Origin of the sequence: Clostridium sp. JS66 (assembly GCF_033561535.1) — a bacterium.
GTDB lineage: Bacteria > Bacillota > Clostridia > Clostridiales > Clostridiaceae > Clostridium_AM > Clostridium_AM carboxidivorans.
Genome location: NZ_CP131467.1, coordinates 2,220,982 through 2,241,488 on the forward strand (window position 1 = coordinate 2,220,982; position 20,507 = coordinate 2,241,488).

Here is a 20,507-nt window from a genome sequence, read left to right on the forward strand (position 1 = left end):
TTTATAAGGGGGAGGAATTAATATAGAACTAATAGGAAACATAGGATTTATTGTTTGTTTTGTATTTATGTTTGCAACCTTAATATTTGAATATCTTATTAGAGAAAGCATAGTAAAACCAAGTAGGATTTCAAGGATGTTTTATCAAGATGATGAAAAATTCATTAATTACTGGAGAAAAGTACAAGAAAAAGGAAGATTAAAGTATAGTATTCAAGATGCTATTTATAAGATTATTATTATAGGTATAATAGAGGCTATAATGAATAGAGTTGCTATATTATATGGATCGAAAATTGAAATACCACTGACACTAGCTCCATATTTAATAGCTGGCCTTATTTTGGCTTTAATGAATTATTTCTTGTTGTGGGATGACAACAAAAGTAGATATAACCGATTAAATGAGAAAGAAAACAAGGAGTATGACAATATCAAGTGATTCTTAGGTTTGTAGCAAGCTCAGACAAGCTTAAAACAATTACTTACTTATATTAATAAAGTATATGATATAGGTGAAAAAATCAATAGTTTAAAAGATAAAACAGAGATTTAGCACTAGGAAAAGAAAAAGTTATAGTCCCTTCTAAACCTATTAGTAAGGATACGAATGACATAAAACCTTAGGTGTTGTAGATATAATAAGTGGAACCTTTACACCTATTTTACCTAAAGACATGATAGCAAGTACTGAATCTTTTGGATTTACTGCTAAGGGAATGGTTACAATGACCCCAGCCTTCTCACCGGATGAAAAAAATTATTTTTTCCGCAGCAAATGCCACTGAGAATATGCAGCAATGCTCACAAATACTATGGGCACATCAATTATTCTCTATATTAATATTAGTGTTTTGCAAATCTGACAATATGCTAACCATGTTTCCGCTAAAATCTCCTAAATATAGTGTCTGAAGATTTTCTAACTGTTTAAGTGGAGTTAAATCTAAAATATTATTCTTTGATAAATCAAGTAGAGTTAATTTCTTAAGATTTGATAAAAATTCTACGTTAGTTAAACCAAGATCTTCTAGCTCAAGTTCTTCAAGGTTCTCTAGTTCAACAATAGGAGAGCAATCTAAAATTGGATTCTCACTTATATCCAACCCTTTTAAATTTTTGAGATATTTTAATGTTGAAATATCCTCAATACTATTTGTGCAAATATATAAGAACTCTAATTGTACTAATTCTTTAAGGAAGGAGATATTTTTTAATTTTGGATCCGCAATTATTAAATTCTTAAGATTATATAAACTTGTTAATATGTTATAATCAATACCTTTGTTTTTGTAAAGATTTAAATCATCTACATTGAACATCTGCATTAGTGGAATTGCATTTATCACTTCACACTCAACAATGTCAAGCGTAGTAACACTTGATAACCGTTGTAAGCCCTCTAAATTTAAATTTTTTATATTACTTAATCTTAATTTTTCAATCTCACTTATACTATTATATTTTTTCCTTTCAATAGCTATAGCTATGGCTAAATTCTTATCAGGAAATATAATGTCATCAATTTCAATTTCTTTAGAAAAGAAATATTTTAACCTGTACATTATTTTTAATAAACTCATAATAATCTTTCTTCCCCCTTATTAGTTTTACTAGTATTTTCTTAACATGTTTAGGACCTTCTATTCACTTTATCACTTGTAAGAGCTGCCACACCTTTACTTCTTGTTATGCAGTTTTCAAAGTCCTCACTTCTCTTCTTTAATCCAACTGCATATGTTTTCTCTCCATTTTCTAAAGTACTTTTCATATATTATATTAATACATATCCAAATTTTACATTAGTACCCATGCATTTCTTTTATTTTAATTGTTTTGTACATTCGTGTCAATGTCGATTAATGACCCTTCCTTTTTTCTTGCTTTTTCATCATAAGTAACCTGAATGCTATAAGTATATATCCCATCACTTGAACTTCATATGTTGCCTGCAACGAATAGTTTTAGAATTTTTTTGGTGTGTTAAAGCAAACAGAAACTTACAGTTTCTGTAACAGCCCCAAGGGTACTAGGCGAACCCAAAAATTTGCCTCACTATTCTTCCCATAAACTGTTCTATAGGTGCATCTTCGGTTTTTAGTTGTGGGTGCACATGATTGTTCATCAAACAGTACCAAATTTTACACCCTTGGGGTACTTGCGAGGGAAAATTCCTGAGCTTACTAATGCTTTTAATATATCTAGTTTTCTATACTATATGCCATTCCAAGATTTGAATGTGGTAAATATTCTATTTTTATTTTTTGTCCTTCTGATAGCTTTGTTAACTTATCTCCCTTAAATGTAATAGTTATTTCTCCATCATTATCTTCATACTGCACCGTAATATCAGCATAAGCCTTCTTTCCCTCATTTCTATGTATTGCTATTATTTTTCCTCCTGTTATCATATAGTTATGTGATAAAGCTCTTGGAATATCTAATAACCTTGGACGAAGATTAATTAAAAAAATTCCAGTTACCAAAACACCTATAAGAATTGCAAGAACAAAACTAACTGTTATTCCTCCCAATCCAGCAGTATCTTTTTTTATGAATTCAATTCCCATTTTAAATAAACCTAAAGCTGAGCAAAATAATACAATGCACCCAATACTTAACTCAACAGTATTCAGCCAATAAGCACCACTGAAAGTAGAATTGATCAAAATCATTAGTGCAAGTATCAGTGCGAAAATAGCAAATATACCAATATAAATCATTATATCCTTTAAAACACTATATTTTTTTACTTTCTTATCATTTCTCATATTAACTTTTTTCCTTTTATTCTTACTCAATTTTCCTTTTCCTTTCTTAACTAGATTAAATGTCATAAAACTTATTGATTAATGTGATTGTCTCCATGTTTGACCTCCAACCATATAAAATTTCTCATACAATTGTACAATCTATCTTGATACAATGCAACGGATGAAAACCATTTAAGTAATAAGTATAACAAACGCACTTATAAATGATATAATATTCATGTGTGAAGTAAGGCTTAAAGCAACGTATTTCACAAGGATAGGAAGAAATAAAATGGATTTTAAATGTATCAAAGCAAGCTTTCCCGCAGGTTAGGCAAAAAATATCACCAAAGGTATTTATTAAAATGTCTGATGATGTTACCACTAAATATTGACTAGGAACAAATTGTAATGTTATAATAAAAATTGTTAGAAATGTAGAATGAGAGGAAAATTATTATGTAATTAAGTAGATTTATCTAAGAAAAATTAAAAAGGGTATTTGTATTCATTAAAAAAATAATTTAATGAGTTTATTTATGTACTCTAATTTAGTTTTAAAGATAATTTACTTTTTATAACCATAATAATTGCCTTAAAAAGAATATCTCTTTTAGGTTTATTAGTGTTGTGAAAAGTTAAGCTTCGCAGCACTTTTTTGCTGCGTAAATTTAAAGGAGATGATTGTATGGAAAGAATTTATAAATATCCAAGAACTCCTCATATTGAAGGATCAAGATTTCAACAGGGAGACGAGGATCTTTGCAGCATAAAGTTTGAAAAAATTAAAAATAGCTTTTGTGTACTTGAAGAAAAGGTATATGGGGCTAACTGCGGTATTAGCTTTGATAAGCAAGGAAGAATGTATTTACAAAGCAGAGGGCATTTTTTAAATGGGGGATATGGAGAATGGCTTTATGCAAAGCATACTGTGTATTATGATGAACTTAATCACTATTTTATGGAGTTCCTAATCTTCTTTATTTAATTCCTCTAAAATGTGATGCAATATTAGGTGCAATATTTTTTGGCACTTTTTCTGAGACATCTCTTATGTCAGGTAAAAACGGAGAGAAATCAAATAATTTTTATGAACACAGCATTATTCAATTTTGTAGTGTTTTTAGTTATTTTTTTAAAAACTGTATTTTAATATTGGTATATAAAGATAAATAGATAGATTTATAATACAAATACTATACGAAACAAATATATGATTACAAATAATTCACAAAAATAAAATGAATTAGAATTAGTTTATATAGAAAATTTAGTTCCCAAAAATCATATTCTTAGAAAAATAGATAAATATATTGAAGTTAATGTAGCTTATAGATGTTTTTTGGGGATATAACCTTACAGATAAAATTCCAAGTCATTCAACTATAAGTCAAAATAGAATAGCAAGATTTAAAGATACCAATATATATCAAAAGATATTTGATAATATTGTACTTCAAGCTATAAATAAAAAATTAGTAGATGGTAAAATTTTATACACAGATTCAACTCACTTAAAAGCTAATGCTAATAAAAATAAGTTTACTAAAGAAATAATTACTCAGTCAACTAAAGGATATCTTGAACAATCTGATAGAAAACTTGATTATAAGTTTTCTATCTTTTTAAATTTAATATTTATTCAGCCCAAGTTCCAAATTTTGAACCAATAGCAGGCTCAGCTAAGGCTTCGCAAGATCTCCTGAGGTGCCAACAAGTTGTTTTGCTATGATTAATTTCAGAATTACTGTGAATATATATCTGAAAATTCTATGCTTATTCTCTCTACATTAGTCTGAAGAAGAGATTTATCATCCATAAAAGGCTGATCTTTAATCAATCCAGCAGGTAGTAATATTGAAAATTCACTCCCTTTTCCTTCATTACTTGTAACACTTATTTTACCACCATGCATTTCAGTAAATGATTTCACAAGATATAGTCCTATTCCAGTTCCTTCGCATTGTCTGGAAAGTGAACGATTTGCTTGTCCAAAACGTTCAAATATAACATCAAGTTTATCTTTTGGAATACCGTCTCCCTCATCTTTTACTTTAATAACAAGATTTGATCCTTCATCTATTAAATTAACATATATTCGTCCTTTAGAATGACTATATTTAAAAGCATTGGATATTAAATTTAACATTATACGCTCTATCTTATCATAATCAAAAGCCATAGTTTTTTCTTCAACATTTGTATCGAATATAAGCTCTATATCCCTACTTTTTACATAAGATGCTACTGATTGAACAATATCCTCTATAACATTTATGATATTACCATTTTTTTTATTAAGTTTAATAAATCCAGAATCCAACTTAGTTATATCTAGAAGATTATTTATTAACCTAATCATTCTCAGACAATTTTGTTTCATTGTTTTTAAGTAGGATTTCAATTTGTTTATATTATCTATTTTGTAATTATCTAAATACATATTTATAGTTTGAATAGCAGCGTAAATAACATTAACAGGTGTTTTAAGTTCATGGGACATATTAGTAAAAAATTCAGTTATAAGGATATTAAATTCTCTAGTTTCATTAAGTAATTTTAAATTTTTTTCTGCATCTTGCTTTAAGGTTTCTACTTTTTTCTCTGAAGTTATATCAAGTAAAAATGTTAATATGGTAGGGTTATCTTTGTAAGTAAAAAAAGATGATGTGTTGCGTACTGGAATAAAGTCGCCATTACAGTTTAATATATTTTCTTCTTCTGCAATCTTTGAAAGTTTATTAGTAATAATGTTCCAATACTTTTTTTTAATATTTAATTTAGTATCTCCTGAATAGTGATTATAAAAGCTCTTACCACTTAGTTCAATCGGATTGTCATATCCCAGCAATTTAGCTGCACTCTCATTAGCATATATAATTATTCCTTTTTTATGTACAATAATAGCATTTACTGAATTTTCAAACAACATATCATAACAAATTTTATTTTTTAATAATAATGATTCCATATTCTGTCTCTGTTTATTCTGATTTTCCAATTCAGTACTTAGTATGTTAAGTGTTTCATCCTTTTTTTTATTATTCTCACTTTCCATATCAACATAGTAGCCAAGAATCCATGCAACAAAAATAAATATTCCTACCATTATTAAATCCTTTTGAAAATATAAATTAATTCCATCTTTTACTGGGGCATATAGCAAATCTGCTCCAAGTACAAAACATGAAGAAAAAAGTGAAGTTATAATTCCATAACGAGAACCATATTCAATAACTGACGCTATTATTAATAGTAGAAATAAATATTTATATTCACTTTCATAAGCTGTAGATAAATATGTTGGTAATGCAATAATAAGCATAAAAAAAATATTTTCTAAAAGCCAAGAAATCCTAAATACATTTGATGATTGATATACTTTATGATTAGTTATTAAGCAGGCTAAGTAACATACTCCAGTAATAATCAAAAAAAATGCTGTAGTATATAAATTAAATTGACCATTATTTTCTATATTTAAATCAAACCAATATTTAGGTAAGTTAATATATATAATTATACTAATAAATACTATTATTGAAATTTTCAAAGTAGATAGCATGACAGATAAGTTATTTTCAATTTTATGTGTAAAAGCATTCATAAAGAAACCTCCTTCTTTTATAAATAAAGTTGCTTAAAATAAAAATAAAAATTATTAATTACAAAATTAATAATTTTTATTTTCTATTTTCTATTTCCTTAAGCATTTAGGCTCTTCAGGTTGAAAAAAACTAAAAGAACATGCTGATGCTGAAGTTGAAAAGGCCATTTTTGTGCAAAAATATGATGTAATTGTAACAAAGAACTTCTTAATTTCCTTTTTCATAATGTTTGCTCCTTTCGATATACATATTTTAAAACAAAGTCAACTTTGTTTAGAAAACTTGTTCCACTTTTAGTAAGTGTAATGGTTTGCCATAGAACTCCAAGAATGATACTTTCTATGAATTTTATGTAATATAATTTCAAATGCTTTCTACTAAGCACACATAAAATTGTAATTATCAATGAAAAAATAAATAGTACAATAATAGATTTTTTTTTTAATTGCTTTTTAAGTTCAATATTGGTAATAGGTTTTTTAATACTGTCTACTGGTGCATTTTTTGCAACTACTATAAAAGAAAATGATATACAAGCTATGCTTATTAATATTGCAGTAAGCATATTAATTTTGAAAAATATCTTATCAATAAATATTCCTGATGCCACTGCTAAAATTGTACCTATTATAATACAGTGACTTGATGAAGAAGCATGTGCCCCTCCTGAATATTTTCTTAAAATGCTAACAGTAATGGAAAATAATAATGCTTCATAAAGTACACCAAAAAACAAACCAGCAATGATTACCCATAAAATAGCAAGCATAGTTTGAAGTAAATTTATTGCACCATATACAATAATTTGTTCTTTATCTTCATCAACATTTAAAAATAATTTAGCATTTCTTCCTATTTTAACTGATATTCTTTCAATTAGAGACATATTTCATTCCTTCTTTTGTTTTTAATAAATAATGTATTATTATAATAAAAATTGATGTAATAGCCAGGGACGGAATTTCTAATACACATTTTTTAACAGGGTCTAAAAGCTGAATAGTTGTATTAATTTTTAGTAAATTTAATATTAACATATTTAAAAATTCACTTAAAGAAAGTATGAAACACATTAATAAAGTACTATATACAGATTTTATTAATGGTATACCAATAATAAACATAATACTTATAGTTATTATTATATTAAGTATCATATGTACTCCAAAATATATAGGAAGCCACCTTACAAAAAAGCTTAGGATAGCTACTACTATACTGGAAAGCACATATTGTGGTATATTAAAAGACTTTCTAGAGATTACATGTATTCCCCATATTAAAATAAACATTTCTGGAATAGTTCTAAAAAAAAATTCTATCCATGTAAGTTTCAACATATTTTTTATGTCCTTTCTATAATATTCAATGTATAAATTTAAAAAAATAACATATATTAGAATATTTGCATATATATTAACTTAAATTGTATATAATGTATTATTCGACATTAAAAATATAATTCCTTCTTTTTTAACTTTTTTTTCTTTCAACTATTGACTATTACTAACTGATTTTTTTTTAAAAATAAATGATGCATTATTATAATAAAAACTGATGTAATAATTAATGATGGAAGTGTTAATACACATTTTTTAACAGGTTCTAAAAGTTGAAAATTTGTATCGATTTTTAGTAGATTTAATATTAACACATTTAAAGATTCACTTAAACAAAGTACAAAAAACATTATCAAAGTGCTATATATGGATTTTATTAATGGTATACCAATAATAATCATAATACTTATAGTTAAAATCATATTAAGTATCACATGTACTCCAAAATATATAGGAAGCCATCTTACAAAAAAGCTTAATATAGATATTACTATACTGGAAAGTACATATTGTAGTGTATTAAAAGACTTTCTAGAAATTACATGTATTCCCCATATTAAAATAAATATTTCTGGAATAGTTCTAAAAAAGAATTCTATCCATGTAAGTTTCAACATATTTTTTATGTCCCTTCTGTAATATTTAGTGTGCAAATTTAACAATTAAAAGTTTAAAAATAATGCTAACAAATATGTGCACATTATCATATGTTTTAACTTTATTTCTATATAATGTATTATTCGACATTAAAAGTATAATTCCTTCTTTTTTAACTTTTTTTACTAAATAAACTATATATTTTAATTTCCATTTTATTCAACCTTAGGTTTATGAGATTATGCTAGGGACGTTAACAAATTGTTTTACTTTGAAAGAAGAGACAGATAAAACGCCAAAGCTAGAACTTGAAAAAGCAAAAAGATAGCAAGTGGAGCACATATACCCCACAATACATAAATTATTTGCCACTAAATATTGACTAGGGATAAATTGTAATGTTATAATAACAATTGTTAAAAATATAGAATAAGAGGAAAATTATTATGTAATTAAGTAGATTTATCTAAGGAAAATTAAAAAGGGTATTTGTATTCATTAAAAAAATAATTTAATGAGTTTATTTATGTACTCTAATTTAGTTTTAAAGATAATTTGCTTTTTATAACCATAATAATTGCCTTAAAAAGAATATCTCTTTTAGGTTTATTAGTGTTGTGAAAAGTTAAGATTCGCAGCACTTTTTTGCTGCGTAAATTTAAAGGAGATGATTGTATGGAAAGAATTTATAAATATCCAAGAACTCCTCATATTGAAGGATCGAGATTTCAACAGGGAGACGAGGATTTGGACAGCATAAAGTTTGAAAAAATTAAAAATAGCTTTTGTGTACTTGAAGAAAAGGTAGATGGTGCTAACTGTGGTATTAGCTTTGATAAGCAAGGAAGAATGTATTTACAAAGCAGAGGGCATTTTTTAAATGGAGGATATGGAGAAACTCAATTTGATATGTTTAAAACCTGGGCAAATACTTTTATTTATAGGCTTAGAGAAATTTTAGGACATAGATACGTTATGTATGGAGAATGGCTTTATGCAAAGCATACTGTGTATTATGATGAACTTAATCACTATTTTATGGAGTTTGATATATTTGATAAGCAGGAAGAAAAATTCTTAAGTACCAGAAGAAGAAGAGAAATGCTTAAAAGCTATCCTTTTATAAAGTCTGTACTGGTTTTAAAAGAAGGAATACTAAAGTCTAAAGATGAAATTACAACACTTTTGGGTAAATCAAATTTTAAATCAAATAACTGGCAGAGAAGTTTAGAAAAAAGCTGCAGTGAGTTAAATTTATCCTATGAAATTGCTAAAAAACAAACAGATACAACTGATTTAATGGAAGGTATATATATAAAAGTAGAAGATGAAAACTATGTACTTAGCAGAATGAAATATGTAAGGGCTTCATTTTTAAATACAATTATGGATTCTGAAACTCATTGGGTTAATAGACCTATTATTCCTAACAAATTAAAATCAGGAATAGATATTTTTTCTGAGGAGGCGTAGTCATGAATATAGAAAAATTTTTGGGGGAAAAGAACTATAACTTCAAAGACATAGTTGAGGAATTTAAAGTTATAGATAAGTTTAAGGAAGTTAAGCAAAATCCTAAATTTCATGGCGAAGGAAATGTTTATGAGCATACCAAGTTAGTATGCAGCGAAGTTTTAAAGCTTGAAGAATGGGAAGGTTTAGAGGATAAAGAAAAGGTAATTTTGTATACAGCAGCACTATTTCATGACATAGGTAAGGTTATTACTACAAGGGAAGAAGATGGACAAATAATCTCACCTAAGCATGCTATAAAGGGTGCAAAGATGTTTAGATACTTAGCCTATAGAGAATATGAATTTGATAAGTCTATAAGAGAAGAAATAGCGGCACTCATTAGATACCATGGGCTGCCTCTGTACTTTATCGAAAAAGAAGATATAGATTACCATCTTATAAAGGCAGCTGAAATCACTAATATGAAACTGCTTTATTTATTAGGAAAATGTGATTTGCTTGGAAGGTACTGTGAAGATAAGGCAGCCTTGCTTGAAAGGGTTTTTTATTTTAAAACCTATGCAGAAGAATTAGGTTGTTTTTATGGACCTAAGAAATTTAAGAATGACTATACAAGGTTTTTGTATCTTACAGGAAATAAGGTTTATCCTGGAGCAGAGATTTTTGATAATAGAAGCTTTGAAGTAATAATTATGATGGGACTTCCTTTAGCTGGAAAGGATACTTATATAAAGTGTAATCTTAAGGGGGTAAAAGTAATATCCTTAGATGATATTAGAGAAGAACTTAATATTTCACCTTCTAAAGATTTTGGAAAAGTTGGAGCAGTGGCGTTTTCTAAGGCAAAGGAATATTTAAGAAGAAAGGAAAGCTTTGTCTGGAATGCTACGAATTTAAGAAGAGAGAATAGGCAAAAATTAATTAGACTATGCACAGCTTATGGAGCAAAAGTAAAGTTTGTTTATTTAGAGGTGCCTTATAGAGAGTTGATTTTAAGGGATAATAAAAGAGAAAGATATGTGCCTATTAAAGTAATAGATAACATGATAAAAAATATGGATATGCCTGAAGCAGAAGAAATTTGTTAACAAATTATTTTGCTAATTATAAGAAATAGTGTATTATAAACCTATATTTAATAATGTAAGTGAGGGATTAATAATGAGATTTTTACCATTTATCAATGGAAAACTTTTTTTGGTGATATATGGGATTTATGCAGTAGCATTAATAATATTATTGTCAAAGAAATTAAAAGGTAATGATGAATATTATGTGGTAGCAGATTTAGATGAAGTACAATATTATGTTTTAGATAATAAATATAGTTTGGAGAATATGTTTTACTATATAACGTACAGGCTATATGCTAAAGGAATTCTATTAAAAGATGAAGAAGAAAAAACTTTTTATGTAAATAAGTCTGTTTCCACATATTTATCAAGTATTGAAAAAAAAGTATACAGTTTATATTTAGAAAAGTTTGCACCAAAGGATTTTAAATCAAGTATGCTAAATGAAAATCAGTTTAAAGGGTATTATTATAGCATTTATAATGAATTAATAACAAAGGGATTAATTAAAGATAGTAAGATGATAAAAAAGAATAAATCTACTTTAAAAATGGGAATGCTTATTATATTTATTCCAGGGGTTTGGAGACTTATTGGAGGAATAGCAAGTAATATGCCAGTAACAGCCCTAGTAATGGAAATTATTATAACTTTTGTTACAATAATGGTCGTGTTATCTAGTTTAGTTAATGATAACTTGACCAATAAGGGATATGCTTCTAAAAGAGCATTTAAAAAGCAATATAATTCAATAATTAATGATTCTGACAGTAGCTCTAACAGTAATGGAAGTTATGCAAATATTATGGGGGGCTTTTTAATTGGATCAGCATGGATGAATTTTTTAGGTGTAAATAATATATATAAAAATAGTGGTAGTGATACATCTACTTTTTTTGACAATGATAGTAGTTTTGATTCTTCTGATAGTAGTGGTTCTTCTGATAGTAGTGATTCGGGAAGTTCTTGTTCTTCATGCTCATCTTGTGGAGGCTGTGGTAGTGGAGGAGATTAATTTTGAAAAGATTAATTTTGCAATGGCATATTACTGCAAGGTGTAATAAAAGATGTAAGCATTGCTATCAAGAAGACTACAGTGGGGAAGAATTTACAATAGAAAAATTAAAGGAATTAGGGTCTCAATATTTAGAACTTTTATATGAGTATAATAAAAATTGTAATGAAAAAATGAAGGGACAAATAAATATAACTGGGGGAGAACCATTTATTAGAGAAGATATTTGGAAGCTTTTAGACTTTTTTAAAAAGAATGCTGAGTATTTTGATTTTGGAATACTTACTAATGGTTCACTTTTAAATGAGGAAAATGTTATTAAACTAAAAAGTTACAATCCTAAAATGGTACAAGTAAGTTTAGATGGAAGTAAAAAAGTTCATGATGAAATAAGAGGCGCAAATTCTTATAATGAAGTTATAAAAGCATTAAAACTATTAAGAAAATACAAGATAAAATCATTAGTTTCATTTACTGCAAATAATAAGAACTATAAAGAATTTAAGAATGTAGTAAAGGCAGCTAAAAAGTGTAAGGCATATAAGGTTTGGACAGATAGAATGGTCCCAATTGGCTCAGGAAACTGTGGGGAAATTAAAACTTTAAGTAAAAAAGAAGTGGTTGAATATATAAATATAATACGTAAAGAGCAATTAAATGTATTAAATAAATTTACTAAAACTAAAATTGTTGGTGGAAGAAGTCTACAATTTTTAAATGGAATTAGTGAGTGTTATAAATGCAGTGCAGCAGATGGACTAGTAGTACTTCTTGAAAATGGAGATGTAATGCCTTGTAGAAGATTACCAATTGTAGCAGGGAATATACAAAATTCAAATTTAAAAGAAATTTATTTTAATTCAAAAGTATTTAAAGATTTAAGAGATTTTAAGGAAAAGCCTAAAGGCTGTACAAAATGTAATTTTTTTAATTTATGTAAAGGTGGAGCTAAGTGTATAGCTTATGGTGTATATGGTGATTACAAAATTGGAGATTATGGCTGCATTCTTAAGAATGAAGAAGGCTAATACCTATAATATATATTCTAAGATAGACTAGCTTAGCACTAATACAGCAAGCTAGTCTGTTTTAGTTAATCTTAAAAAGAAGGCAGGTTTATAATAACAAGTTCAAGTAAGCACTTACAAAGTCCCCTCAAGATGTAAACTTTGGAAGTTAAGTAAAGTTTATAGAGAAAAATTCGATATAAATAAAGCATAGGAAAAGTGTTATATAAGCATCAAAGGAGACAGTTTTAGATTATGAATAATATTAAAGATAAATTATTTAGAATAATAGCAATTATATTAAATACTATATATGTTATTGCAATAGTGCCGGTTGGGTTTGCATTCCTTGTGGCAGGTGCAATGATATTTGATACACCAAAGTCGGCTGGAGATCCGAGGGCATGGTTATTCTTTTTTCTTACTTTATCAATACCAGTAGTAATGTTTTTAGCATGTGTAAGCTCTATTATCTTAGTATCTAAAAAATCCAACACTAAAGCGTTTTTATGCAGTATATCGCCAATAGCATACATTTCTATTATTGTGTTAATTAATTGGTTATTTACAACTATAAAGGGGTAATTTAGTTACGTCTACCTCAAACTATAATTATTCTCCTTACCGTGTATTTCTACAGTGAAATTTTTGCACATTTCTAAAATTCTACTTCCTATGATTTCATCAAAGTACAAGAGCTTTTCTACGGTGAATTCTGAAGATATTATAGGCAAATTTTTCATGTATCTGTAATTTATTATTTCAAAGGTTATATTTATATCCGATTCAGTAAGCTTGCCTTTATAGAGATCATCTATTATTAAGACCTCCTTATTTTTTACTATTTGGAAATAGCTAAGTGCCTGATTTTTGTAGTTTAGGCGTTAGTTATTCCACTTTGGTCTTCTCTTACAAGTTCATTTAAAGTTTTTCCAAGTAGTGTTTCAAATTGCTTTGCTACATCAAAAATATCTTGGTCTGCTGCTGAAGTTTTCACTTTTGAAAAGCTTTGTTTTTGATTACATCCTTTCCGTTTGCATTTCTAAAGGAACAAAAGTTCATGAATGAATAAGTGGTATAAAAATATCATCAACGATTTCACTTACTGTTTTATCAGATATAGGTTCATGAGTAGTGAGAATTTCATACCGCAATAAATCTATAGGTAGTGAAATAATTCTAGGACTAACCTTTTTAAGATTTACCTCTCCTCTAAGTTCAGCATTTTTTAAAATCGTCATCATGGATTTTGACAATGTGTCTTCGTTATTTTTACTTACTATTTGTGGTATTGAAGATATTATATGACTACTAGAGTCTACCATGAGGCCGTGTATGGTTTCGGCACTAATGGCTTGAAGAGGTTTTGCTATTTCTTCAAGCAGAATAATTACATCATTTCGAAGGTTACCTGTATTAGGAGCATCAGTAATAGGTTTATGTATATGTTTTTGTATTGTTGAAATTACAAGTGTTGGTTTATTTGGCCAACGACGATATAAAACTGCCTTATTTGTCTTTGCTCGTGCAGCAACTCCCTCCATAGTTAGATGAGAATAACCTACATTATTGAGTTCATCCCAAGCAGCTTGAAGTATTGCAGCTTCAAGGATCTTTCCACGTCGTCTAGTTACCGTATTTTTGTTTTCATCGCTGCAAGATTTAGTAGGCTCGGTAGAAAAGTTATTTTTTTGCTCATCCATATTGCTAACACCATCCTTTTGAAAAGTTTTATTTTTTCTATTGCATTTATCGTAAACTTATTATATCATACAAATAAGGAACTGTGCGTTTCTTATTTTTAAAAAGAAAAAATACATAAAAGTTAATAGGAATTGATTTTGAAAAAATAACCAATATATTGAAGGGAGTAATGATTAATGAAAAAACTAGGTTTAATGTTCATATTATCCACATTTTTAGGAATCTCCATATTAACAGGGTGCAGTAGCCCAGATAAAAGTAATGCTAAAACCACTGTAAATGTAGAACATAGTGATAAATGTGGAACAGTATATTTAATGGCAGGTAAAATTAATACCAATGAAAATGTAAATATATCCTCAAAAATTACTGCTAAAGTTGCTGAAACATATGTTGATATTGGTTCAACGGTGAAAAAAGGCGACCCACTCATGAAGCTGGATTCAAAAGACCTTGAAGCACAGGTAGCTAAGGAAGAGGCCAGTGTAGGAACGGCTCAAGCAAATTTAGCTAAAACCCAAAGCGGGTCCAGACCAGAACAAATATATAAAGCTCAGGCTTTAGTGGATAGTGCAAATGTCAGTTATGAAAATGCCAAGAAGAATTATGAAAGAAATCAAAAACTTTTTGATACTGGAGCTATTTCAAAATCTCAATTGGAGCAGTTTCAGACAGCGTTAGCTGAAGCTGAGGCATCCTATAAATCATCAAAAGCAGAATTGGATATTTTAAATAAAGGAGAAGCACAAGAAACTATTAATGTTGCAGAGTCACAAGTAAAAGAGGCTCAGGCAGCATTAGATATTTCAAAAATTCAAATGGACAATTCCGTTATTGTTTCACCTATATCTGGAGTTGTGACAGCAAAGGATATTAGAACTGGAGAATTAGCAGCAGCAGGAGCTAATTTGATGAATATCGTAAATTCTGATGCAATGGTGGTAGATGCTTATTTGCCTGCAGAATATATAAATAAAATAAAAGTTGGACAAGAAGTGGTTATTAAAGCAGTAGAAGTCCCAGACAAGGAATTTAACGGTGAAATATCTGTAATTGATTCTGTAGTTAATTTAAAAAATAAAAATATTCTTGTTAAGGTGAAGTTTAAAAATCAGGATGTAGAATTGAAACCAGGTATGTTTGCCGAAGTTGGCGTAAAAAATTAGGGAGGATGATAAAAATGAAGGAAAAACGAAAGTTAATAATTTTAGTTATATTTGTTACAATGTTAATAACCCTTGGAAGCGTAGGATATTACTACTGGCATAACAATACATATTATATTTCTTCTGAAGATGCAAAGGTATCTGGGGATTTTGTGAAGATATTACCTGAGGTGTCAGGAAAACTTGTTGAATTCAATGTTAAAGAGGGGGATAAGGTAGTGAAAAATCAAATCATTGGTCGTATTGATGCTGTTGGATTAGATGATTCCAGTATAGATGAATCCCTTTTGAGGGCACCTATGGATGGAGTAATTATTAAAAAGCAGGCAAATGTTGGGGAGTATGAATTAAGTACTTCAGCTCCTACTCTTGCCATGGTGGTAGACCCAAGCCAGTTATATGTAACTGCAAATATCGAAGAGAGTAAGGTTGAAAATATAAAATTGGGTCAGCAGGTAGATATAAATTTTGATGAGTTTAAAGAAAAAGATTTTAAAGGAAAGGTGGATTCTATAGGTAAAGCATCAAATTCAGCATTTTCTATGCTTCCCTCTTCTTCAAGTGGCACTTTTACAAAAGTAGTTCAGAAAGTACCTGTAAAAATTAAGTTGGATAAAACAGATGGTAATCTTTTACCCGGAACCAATGCAGTCATAAAAATCCATATAAAGTAGGTGGGTAGTAATGGAAAATAAAAAGAATATTTCATATAAATGGCTTACAATGAGTGTAGTTGTATCGGCACTTTTTATGGCAAACTTAGATACCAGCGTTGTCAATCTTTCCACCTCAAAAATGATGCAAACCTTTAGTGTATCCCTTGATCAAATACAGTGGGTAATAAGTGCTTATACATTGACACTGGGAGTTACTATACCATCAACAGGATATTTAAGTGATAGATTTGGATTAAAAAAAGTGTTTGTTATTGCTTTGATCTTATTTACATCTGGTTCATTAATGTGTGGTATTTCATGGAACTTAATGTCTATTATAGTAGCACGAATTACTCAAGGAGTAGGAGGAGCCTTCATTATATCACTTGGTATGACAATATTAATGACTACTTTTGATAAAAGTGAAATGAGTATGGTTGTGGGTATTATTGGTATCTGTGTTATGGCTGCTCCTGCTCTAGGCCCCACTCTTGGAGGGTATATCATTCAGAATCTTGATTGGAGGTTTATTTTCTTCATTAATATTCCAATAGGGATACTCAGTACAATATTAGCTATGATCATACTTAGAGAATCACAGCACAAAGCTTCGCAACACTTTGATATCATAGGTCTTGTGACTTCAGCTGTTGGAATGTCAGCTATTCTTTATGTGCTGGGAAAAAGTAATGTGGATTGGAGCGATATTAAAAATATAATCATAATGATAGTAGGATGTTATAGTATGTTCATGTTTGTTGTTAATGAACTGCTAATCCCTGAACCTATGCTTAATTTGAGACTTTTAAAGAATTACACTTTTTGCATGAGTAACATTATTATGAACGTTGCTTTATTGGCTCTCTATGGAGGTGTGTTTCTTATGCCTATATTTCTTCAGCAGATTAAAGGATTAGATTCTATGCAAGCAGGCTTAATACTCTTTCCTGAAGCAATAGCAACTGCAATTTCTATGACGGTTTACGGAAAAATAGGGAATAAACTGGATACAAGGATATTTGCTATATCTGCTTTGGTATTAATTGGTTTAAATAGCTACAGTATGTCCAAAATTACATTGGAAACTTCTAATACAATTATAACTGTTCTGTTAATGATAAGAGGTTTTGGAGTAGGGTTTCTTATAGCGCCAGTTCAAACAATGGGGTTTAGTGCATTGCCAAAGTCTGTAATGTCAAATGCTTCAGCACTTTTAAATACAGTAAAGCAAGTAGGTACATCTATCGGAATTACTTTGATTACAAGTATCATGCAGAGTAGAACCACAATCAATTATTCGAATTTATCTCAACAGGTAAATTATTTTAATCCCAATAGCATGAACCTGTTTAAAATGCTGCAGGGAGTTATGGTACAATCTGGAGTATCTCCAAGCGATGCTCAAGCTGGAGCATTAAGTCAGCTTTTTGGAATAGTTGCAAAACAAGCTCAGCTTCAAGCACTGAATGATACTATGTTAGTCATTTCAGTCATCACAGCAATTATTGTTATTCCCACATTTTTATTAAAAGAAGGTAAGCAATTAGAAGATGGAATGGCAAAGGGTATGGAAAAAGGAAATTAGTATAAGTCATGATTGACATGAAAAAATAACAATGCTATATTAATGGTAAAGTTATATAAAGTATCCTTCGGGGTTGGGTGAAATTCCCTATCGGCGGTATAGCCCGCAAGCCATTTGGCAGATTCGGTTAAATTCCGAAGCCGACAGTATAGTCTGGATGAAAGAAGGTGAATGAATAATATTGTATATTGTTAAATTTAACAATATGTTTATTGTGTTTACTAACCCCTAGGAAAACCTAGGGGTTATTTTTATGTTAAAAAAAGTTGGTATATAGAAATTTATTTTTACTCTATAGATGTTTTATATAGCTTTATATCAAGGTACACAATACTTTATATAAGGAAAAGAGGTGAATTTTAGTGGGAGACTTATGTGTTTAAATATCTCCTGCTAAAAATGAAAAATGGGACATTATTATCTGGGTTTTGATGCAGGTACTCAAAGTGTAAAAGTAGCTGTATATGATGAAAATATGAAATGTATAGTAAAATCATCTAATAAGACAACTTTAAAATATCCACATCCAGGATGGGTTGAAATGGATGCAGATGAATATTTTTTGCTTACAAAACTAGGAATTAAGCAGTGCATAAAACAGTTGAAAGATAAAAAAATTGATCCTGGACAAATCAAAGCAATTATGGGTGATGGAATCATCTGTGGAGTTGTTGGCATAGATGAGAATGGGAAGGCAATTACGCCTTATATAAACTACCTGGATTCAAGAACGCAAAGTGATGTTGAAAACCTTAAAAAATTGGATCTTGATATTTGGGGAAGAGAAACGGGTAATGCTGATCCAAGCTGTATGTTTCCTGCATTACATGCACGATGGATTTTGGAAAATATTAAAGAATTTCAAAAAAGAGGAAAGAAATTTGTTCATAATGCTCCTTATATTTTAATGAATCTTGCAGGTTTAAAGAGCAGTGCTGCCTTTATTGATTGGGGAACCATGTCAGGTTGGGGACTTGGATATCGTGTATATGAAAAGGAATGGTCTGATAAGCAGCTTAACATATTGGGAATAGACAAAAGTTATATGCCTAAAATTGTAAAACCCTGGGATGTTATTGGTACTCTGTCAGAAGGTGTTGCAGAGGAAACTGGATGCCCTCATGGCATACCAATTTGTGCTGGAGCGGGTGACACCATGCAGTCCATGCTTGGAAGTGGAATACTTGAAGCAAATAAAGCTGTGGACGTTGCTGGAACTTGTGCTATGTTTTGCGTTTCAACAAATGGAATTATTCCAGAACTAAGTAAGAAGGGAAGTGAATTGATTTTTAACAGTGGTACTTTGGAGAATACATATTTTTATTGGGGATTTGTTAGAACTGGAGGTTTGGCACTGAGATGGTTTAAGGATAGTATTTGTAAGAAATCTGATGACGACAGTTATTATAGAGCACTTAGTGAAGGAGCGGAAAAGGTTAAGCCTGGATGCAATGGTGTGATTTTTTTACCATATTTAACTGGTGGATATGGAGAATTTTCAAATGTTAAGGGCTGTTTTTTGAACATGACCTTAGATACTGACCAATTTGTCTTATGGAGATCTGTTTTGGAGGCTATTGCATATGATTATATGGAAATTACAAATGATTATAGAAATGCTGGAATTGAAATAAATAGAATTACCATAACTGAAGGTGGAAGTAGAGATCATCTTTGGAATCAAATTAAAGCAGACATTATGCAAAGTGAGGCAATTACATTAGAAGTTTCAGGTGGTGCTGTACTTACAAATTGTATTGTTGCTTCCTATGCAGTGGGTGATACACAGGATTTAAAGAAAGCACTTGCAGGTAACTTAAAAATCATAAATAAGTATACTCCTGATATCAATAATTCAAAAATTTATAAAGAGCATTATAAACTTAGAAAAAATGTATTAAATAATGTAGCTAGTAATGTAAAGTTGTAAAACGGTACAAATTATACAGAAGAACATGAAGCAATAAATGAAAATATGGAGTTTTAGTTACATATAAATATTTTAAATTGCAATAATATTTTATATAATTAAAGCAGAGATATTAAAGGGAGGAATTAGAATATGAAATTCTGTTGGAGTACATTAACAGTTAAAGATTTAGAGGAATCTTTAAAGTTTTATGAAGATATTGTTGGACTTAAGATTCAGCAAAGATTTAAAGGTGGACCAGGAATGGAAATTGCCTTTTTAGGAGAAGGGGAAACAAAGATAGAACTTGTATATAACTCAAATGTGAAAGAAGTAAATTATGGTGCCGATATTTCCCTTGGTTTTGAAGTGAATTCAGTAGATCAAATGATGGAGCTTGTTAAGTCAAAAGGAATAGCTATACATAGCGGACCATTTCAGCCTAATCCACATGTTAAATTCTTTTTTGTGTTAGACCCAAATGGGCTAAAAATTCAATTTGTAGAGAATATGTAGTAAAAAAGCACCAAGCTATGAATTAAGTTTTATAGCTTGGTATTTTTTTATATTACTGCTGAGTTATTTATCATTACTAATAATTTATGTGTTTAATGATAT

22 protein-coding genes, 2 pseudogenes and 1 riboswitch are annotated in these 20,507 nt (G+C 29.2%); of the genes and pseudogenes, 13 read left to right on the forward strand and 11 right to left on the reverse strand.

What is annotated here, in order from left to right:
- The first annotated feature begins 136 nt into the window (after nt 1-136).
- Nucleotides 137-442 (forward strand): hypothetical protein, encoded by a 306-nt coding sequence (locus Q6H37_RS10480; RefSeq protein ID WP_318741669.1) that lies wholly within the window; start codon nt 137-139, stop codon nt 440-442.
- Between the two features lie 382 nt (nt 443-824).
- Here the strand turns inward: Q6H37_RS10480 and Q6H37_RS10485 are convergent, their stop codons facing one another.
- The 3 genes from Q6H37_RS10485 to Q6H37_RS10495 all read right to left on the reverse strand — a co-directional run bounded on the left by Q6H37_RS10485 (nt 825) and on the right by Q6H37_RS10495 (nt 2,801).
- A complete protein-coding gene (locus tag Q6H37_RS10485; RefSeq protein ID WP_318741670.1) occupies nt 825-1,583 on the reverse strand; it encodes a hypothetical protein in 759 nt (252 codons plus the stop codon).
- Nucleotides 1,584-1,633: 50 nt separating this feature from the next.
- A complete protein-coding gene (locus Q6H37_RS10490; protein WP_318741672.1) occupies nt 1,634-1,771 on the reverse strand; it encodes a hypothetical protein in 138 nt (45 codons plus the stop codon).
- 430 nt (nt 1,772-2,201) lie between these two features.
- Nucleotides 2,202-2,801 (reverse strand): hypothetical protein, encoded by a 600-nt coding sequence (locus Q6H37_RS10495; RefSeq protein ID WP_318741674.1) that lies wholly within the window; start codon nt 2,799-2,801, stop codon nt 2,202-2,204.
- A 640-nt stretch (nt 2,802-3,441) separates the two neighbouring features.
- Here Q6H37_RS10495 and Q6H37_RS10500 point away from each other — a divergent pair.
- Both Q6H37_RS10500 and Q6H37_RS10505 read left to right on the forward strand, forming a co-directional pair.
- The gene (locus Q6H37_RS10500; protein ID WP_412523915.1) at nt 3,442-3,741 is read left to right on the forward strand and encodes an RNA ligase family protein; all 300 of its coding nucleotides are present in this window, start codon (nt 3,442-3,444) and stop codon (nt 3,739-3,741) included.
- Nucleotides 3,742-4,014: 273 nt separating this feature from the next.
- Nucleotides 4,015-4,360 (forward strand): annotated as a pseudogene (locus Q6H37_RS10505) (transposase); the annotation flags it as partial.
- Nucleotides 4,361-4,497: 137 nt separating this feature from the next.
- Here Q6H37_RS10505 and Q6H37_RS10510 read toward each other — a convergent pair.
- The 5 genes from Q6H37_RS10510 to Q6H37_RS10530 all read right to left on the reverse strand — a co-directional run bounded on the left by Q6H37_RS10510 (nt 4,498) and on the right by Q6H37_RS10530 (nt 8,318).
- Nucleotides 4,498-6,360, reverse strand: a complete 1,863-nt coding sequence (locus Q6H37_RS10510; protein WP_318741676.1) for a sensor histidine kinase — start codon at nt 6,358-6,360, stop codon at nt 4,498-4,500.
- A gap of 90 nt (nt 6,361-6,450) precedes the next feature.
- Nucleotides 6,451-6,585, reverse strand: coding sequence for a cyclic lactone autoinducer peptide (locus tag Q6H37_RS10515; RefSeq protein ID WP_318741678.1), 135 nt, complete (start codon nt 6,583-6,585; stop codon nt 6,451-6,453).
- Nucleotides 6,582-7,247 (reverse strand): accessory gene regulator B family protein, encoded by a 666-nt coding sequence (locus Q6H37_RS10520; protein ID WP_318741680.1) that lies wholly within the window; start codon nt 7,245-7,247, stop codon nt 6,582-6,584. Before Q6H37_RS10520 ends, Q6H37_RS10515 begins: the two co-directional genes overlap by 4 nt.
- Nucleotides 7,234-7,701, reverse strand: coding sequence for a hypothetical protein (locus tag Q6H37_RS10525; RefSeq protein WP_318741682.1), 468 nt, complete (start codon nt 7,699-7,701; stop codon nt 7,234-7,236). The genes Q6H37_RS10520 and Q6H37_RS10525 overlap by 14 nt, the downstream gene beginning before the upstream one ends.
- A gap of 149 nt (nt 7,702-7,850) precedes the next feature.
- Nucleotides 7,851-8,318 carry a hypothetical protein gene (locus Q6H37_RS10530; RefSeq protein ID WP_318741684.1) on the reverse strand — a complete coding sequence of 156 codons (468 nt, stop codon included), beginning with the start codon at nt 8,316-8,318 and terminating at the stop codon, nt 7,851-7,853.
- A 655-nt stretch (nt 8,319-8,973) separates the two neighbouring features.
- Between Q6H37_RS10530 and Q6H37_RS10535 the strand changes: the two genes are divergently transcribed.
- The 5 genes from Q6H37_RS10535 to Q6H37_RS10555 all read left to right on the forward strand — a co-directional run bounded on the left by Q6H37_RS10535 (nt 8,974) and on the right by Q6H37_RS10555 (nt 13,454).
- On the forward strand, nt 8,974-9,771 hold the full coding sequence (locus tag Q6H37_RS10535; protein WP_318741686.1) for an RNA ligase family protein: 798 nt from the start codon (nt 8,974-8,976) through the stop codon (nt 9,769-9,771).
- Between the two features lie 2 nt (nt 9,772-9,773).
- A complete protein-coding gene (locus Q6H37_RS10540; protein ID WP_318741688.1) occupies nt 9,774-10,862 on the forward strand; it encodes an AAA family ATPase in 1,089 nt (362 codons plus the stop codon).
- Nucleotides 10,863-10,935: 73 nt separating this feature from the next.
- The gene (locus Q6H37_RS10545; RefSeq protein ID WP_318741690.1) at nt 10,936-11,862 is read left to right on the forward strand and encodes a hypothetical protein; all 927 of its coding nucleotides are present in this window, start codon (nt 10,936-10,938) and stop codon (nt 11,860-11,862) included.
- A 2-nt stretch (nt 11,863-11,864) separates the two neighbouring features.
- On the forward strand, nt 11,865-12,890 hold the full coding sequence (locus tag Q6H37_RS10550; protein ID WP_318741693.1) for a radical SAM/SPASM domain-containing protein: 1,026 nt from the start codon (nt 11,865-11,867) through the stop codon (nt 12,888-12,890).
- A gap of 234 nt (nt 12,891-13,124) precedes the next feature.
- Nucleotides 13,125-13,454 (forward strand): hypothetical protein, encoded by a 330-nt coding sequence (locus Q6H37_RS10555; RefSeq protein WP_318741695.1) that lies wholly within the window; start codon nt 13,125-13,127, stop codon nt 13,452-13,454.
- Nucleotides 13,455-13,465: 11 nt separating this feature from the next.
- Here the strand turns inward: Q6H37_RS10555 and Q6H37_RS10560 are convergent.
- The 3 genes and pseudogenes from Q6H37_RS10560 to Q6H37_RS10565 all read right to left on the reverse strand — a co-directional run.
- A pseudogene (locus Q6H37_RS10560) lies at nt 13,466-13,693 on the reverse strand (DNA replication protein); the annotation flags it as partial.
- Nucleotides 13,694-13,746: 53 nt separating this feature from the next.
- Entirely contained in the window at nt 13,747-13,866 is a 120-nt protein-coding gene (locus tag Q6H37_RS29565; RefSeq protein WP_412523916.1) for a hypothetical protein, read from the reverse strand.
- Between the two features lie 61 nt (nt 13,867-13,927).
- Nucleotides 13,928-14,572 carry a TetR/AcrR family transcriptional regulator gene (locus Q6H37_RS10565; protein ID WP_318741697.1) on the reverse strand — a complete coding sequence of 215 codons (645 nt, stop codon included), beginning with the start codon at nt 14,570-14,572 and terminating at the stop codon, nt 13,928-13,930.
- Nucleotides 14,573-14,749: 177 nt separating this feature from the next.
- On the opposite strand from Q6H37_RS10565, the gene Q6H37_RS10570 reads away from it, so the two are divergent.
- The 5 genes from Q6H37_RS10570 to Q6H37_RS10590 all read left to right on the forward strand — a co-directional run bounded on the left by Q6H37_RS10570 (nt 14,750) and on the right by Q6H37_RS10590 (nt 20,405).
- The gene (locus Q6H37_RS10570) at nt 14,750-15,739 is read left to right on the forward strand and encodes an efflux RND transporter periplasmic adaptor subunit (protein WP_318741699.1); all 990 of its coding nucleotides are present in this window, start codon (nt 14,750-14,752) and stop codon (nt 15,737-15,739) included.
- Nucleotides 15,740-15,753: 14 nt separating this feature from the next.
- Nucleotides 15,754-16,413, forward strand: coding sequence for an HlyD family secretion protein (locus Q6H37_RS10575; protein ID WP_318741701.1), 660 nt, complete (start codon nt 15,754-15,756; stop codon nt 16,411-16,413).
- 10 nt (nt 16,414-16,423) lie between these two features.
- Nucleotides 16,424-17,980, forward strand: coding sequence for a DHA2 family efflux MFS transporter permease subunit (locus tag Q6H37_RS10580; protein ID WP_318741703.1), 1,557 nt, complete (start codon nt 16,424-16,426; stop codon nt 17,978-17,980).
- Nucleotides 17,981-18,039: 59 nt separating this feature from the next.
- Nucleotides 18,040-18,153, forward strand: a riboswitch (FMN riboswitch).
- A 233-nt stretch (nt 18,154-18,386) separates the two neighbouring features.
- A complete protein-coding gene (locus tag Q6H37_RS10585) occupies nt 18,387-19,910 on the forward strand; it encodes an FGGY-family carbohydrate kinase (protein WP_318741706.1) in 1,524 nt (507 codons plus the stop codon).
- Between the two features lie 132 nt (nt 19,911-20,042).
- Nucleotides 20,043-20,405: a VOC family protein gene (locus Q6H37_RS10590; RefSeq protein ID WP_318741707.1), complete on the forward strand. Its 363-nt coding sequence runs from the start codon at nt 20,043-20,045 to the stop codon at nt 20,403-20,405.
- Nucleotides 20,406-20,507 lie beyond the last annotated feature (102 nt).

What these genes read in the sequence shown, in the direction of transcription:
- Q6H37_RS10490 (WP_318741672.1), bottom strand. Translation starts at nt 1,771, where the DNA reads ATGAAAAGTACTTTAGAAAATGGAGAGAAAACATATGCAGTTGGATTA.
- Q6H37_RS10570 (WP_318741699.1), top strand. Translation starts at nt 14,750, where the DNA reads ATGAAAAAACTAGGTTTAATGTTCATATTATCCACATTTTTAGGAATC.
- Q6H37_RS10525 (WP_318741682.1), bottom strand. Translation starts at nt 7,701, where the DNA reads ATGTTGAAACTTACATGGATAGAATTTTTTTTTAGAACTATTCCAGAA.
- Q6H37_RS10540 (WP_318741688.1), top strand. Translation starts at nt 9,774, where the DNA reads ATGAATATAGAAAAATTTTTGGGGGAAAAGAACTATAACTTCAAAGAC.
- Q6H37_RS10500 (WP_412523915.1), top strand. Translation starts at nt 3,442, where the DNA reads ATGGAAAGAATTTATAAATATCCAAGAACTCCTCATATTGAAGGATCA.
- Q6H37_RS10530 (WP_318741684.1), bottom strand. Translation starts at nt 8,318, where the DNA reads ATGTTGAAACTTACATGGATAGAATTCTTTTTTAGAACTATTCCAGAA.
- Q6H37_RS10545 (WP_318741690.1), top strand. Translation starts at nt 10,936, where the DNA reads ATGAGATTTTTACCATTTATCAATGGAAAACTTTTTTTGGTGATATAT.
- Q6H37_RS10585 (WP_318741706.1), top strand. Translation starts at nt 18,387, where the DNA reads ATGGGACATTATTATCTGGGTTTTGATGCAGGTACTCAAAGTGTAAAA.
- Q6H37_RS10485 (WP_318741670.1), bottom strand. Translation starts at nt 1,583, where the DNA reads ATGAGTTTATTAAAAATAATGTACAGGTTAAAATATTTCTTTTCTAAA.
- Q6H37_RS10515 (WP_318741678.1), bottom strand. Translation starts at nt 6,585, where the DNA reads ATGAAAAAGGAAATTAAGAAGTTCTTTGTTACAATTACATCATATTTT.
- Q6H37_RS10510 (WP_318741676.1), bottom strand. Translation starts at nt 6,360, where the DNA reads ATGAATGCTTTTACACATAAAATTGAAAATAACTTATCTGTCATGCTA.
- Q6H37_RS10575 (WP_318741701.1), top strand. Translation starts at nt 15,754, where the DNA reads ATGAAGGAAAAACGAAAGTTAATAATTTTAGTTATATTTGTTACAATG.
- Q6H37_RS10555 (WP_318741695.1), top strand. Translation starts at nt 13,125, where the DNA reads ATGAATAATATTAAAGATAAATTATTTAGAATAATAGCAATTATATTA.
- Q6H37_RS10580 (WP_318741703.1), top strand. Translation starts at nt 16,424, where the DNA reads ATGGAAAATAAAAAGAATATTTCATATAAATGGCTTACAATGAGTGTA.
- Q6H37_RS10565 (WP_318741697.1), bottom strand. Translation starts at nt 14,572, where the DNA reads ATGGATGAGCAAAAAAATAACTTTTCTACCGAGCCTACTAAATCTTGC.
- Q6H37_RS10520 (WP_318741680.1), bottom strand. Translation starts at nt 7,247, where the DNA reads ATGTCTCTAATTGAAAGAATATCAGTTAAAATAGGAAGAAATGCTAAA.
- Q6H37_RS10480 (WP_318741669.1), top strand. Translation starts at nt 137, where the DNA reads ATGTTTTATCAAGATGATGAAAAATTCATTAATTACTGGAGAAAAGTA.
- Q6H37_RS10535 (WP_318741686.1), top strand. Translation starts at nt 8,974, where the DNA reads ATGGAAAGAATTTATAAATATCCAAGAACTCCTCATATTGAAGGATCG.
- Q6H37_RS10590 (WP_318741707.1), top strand. Translation starts at nt 20,043, where the DNA reads ATGAAATTCTGTTGGAGTACATTAACAGTTAAAGATTTAGAGGAATCT.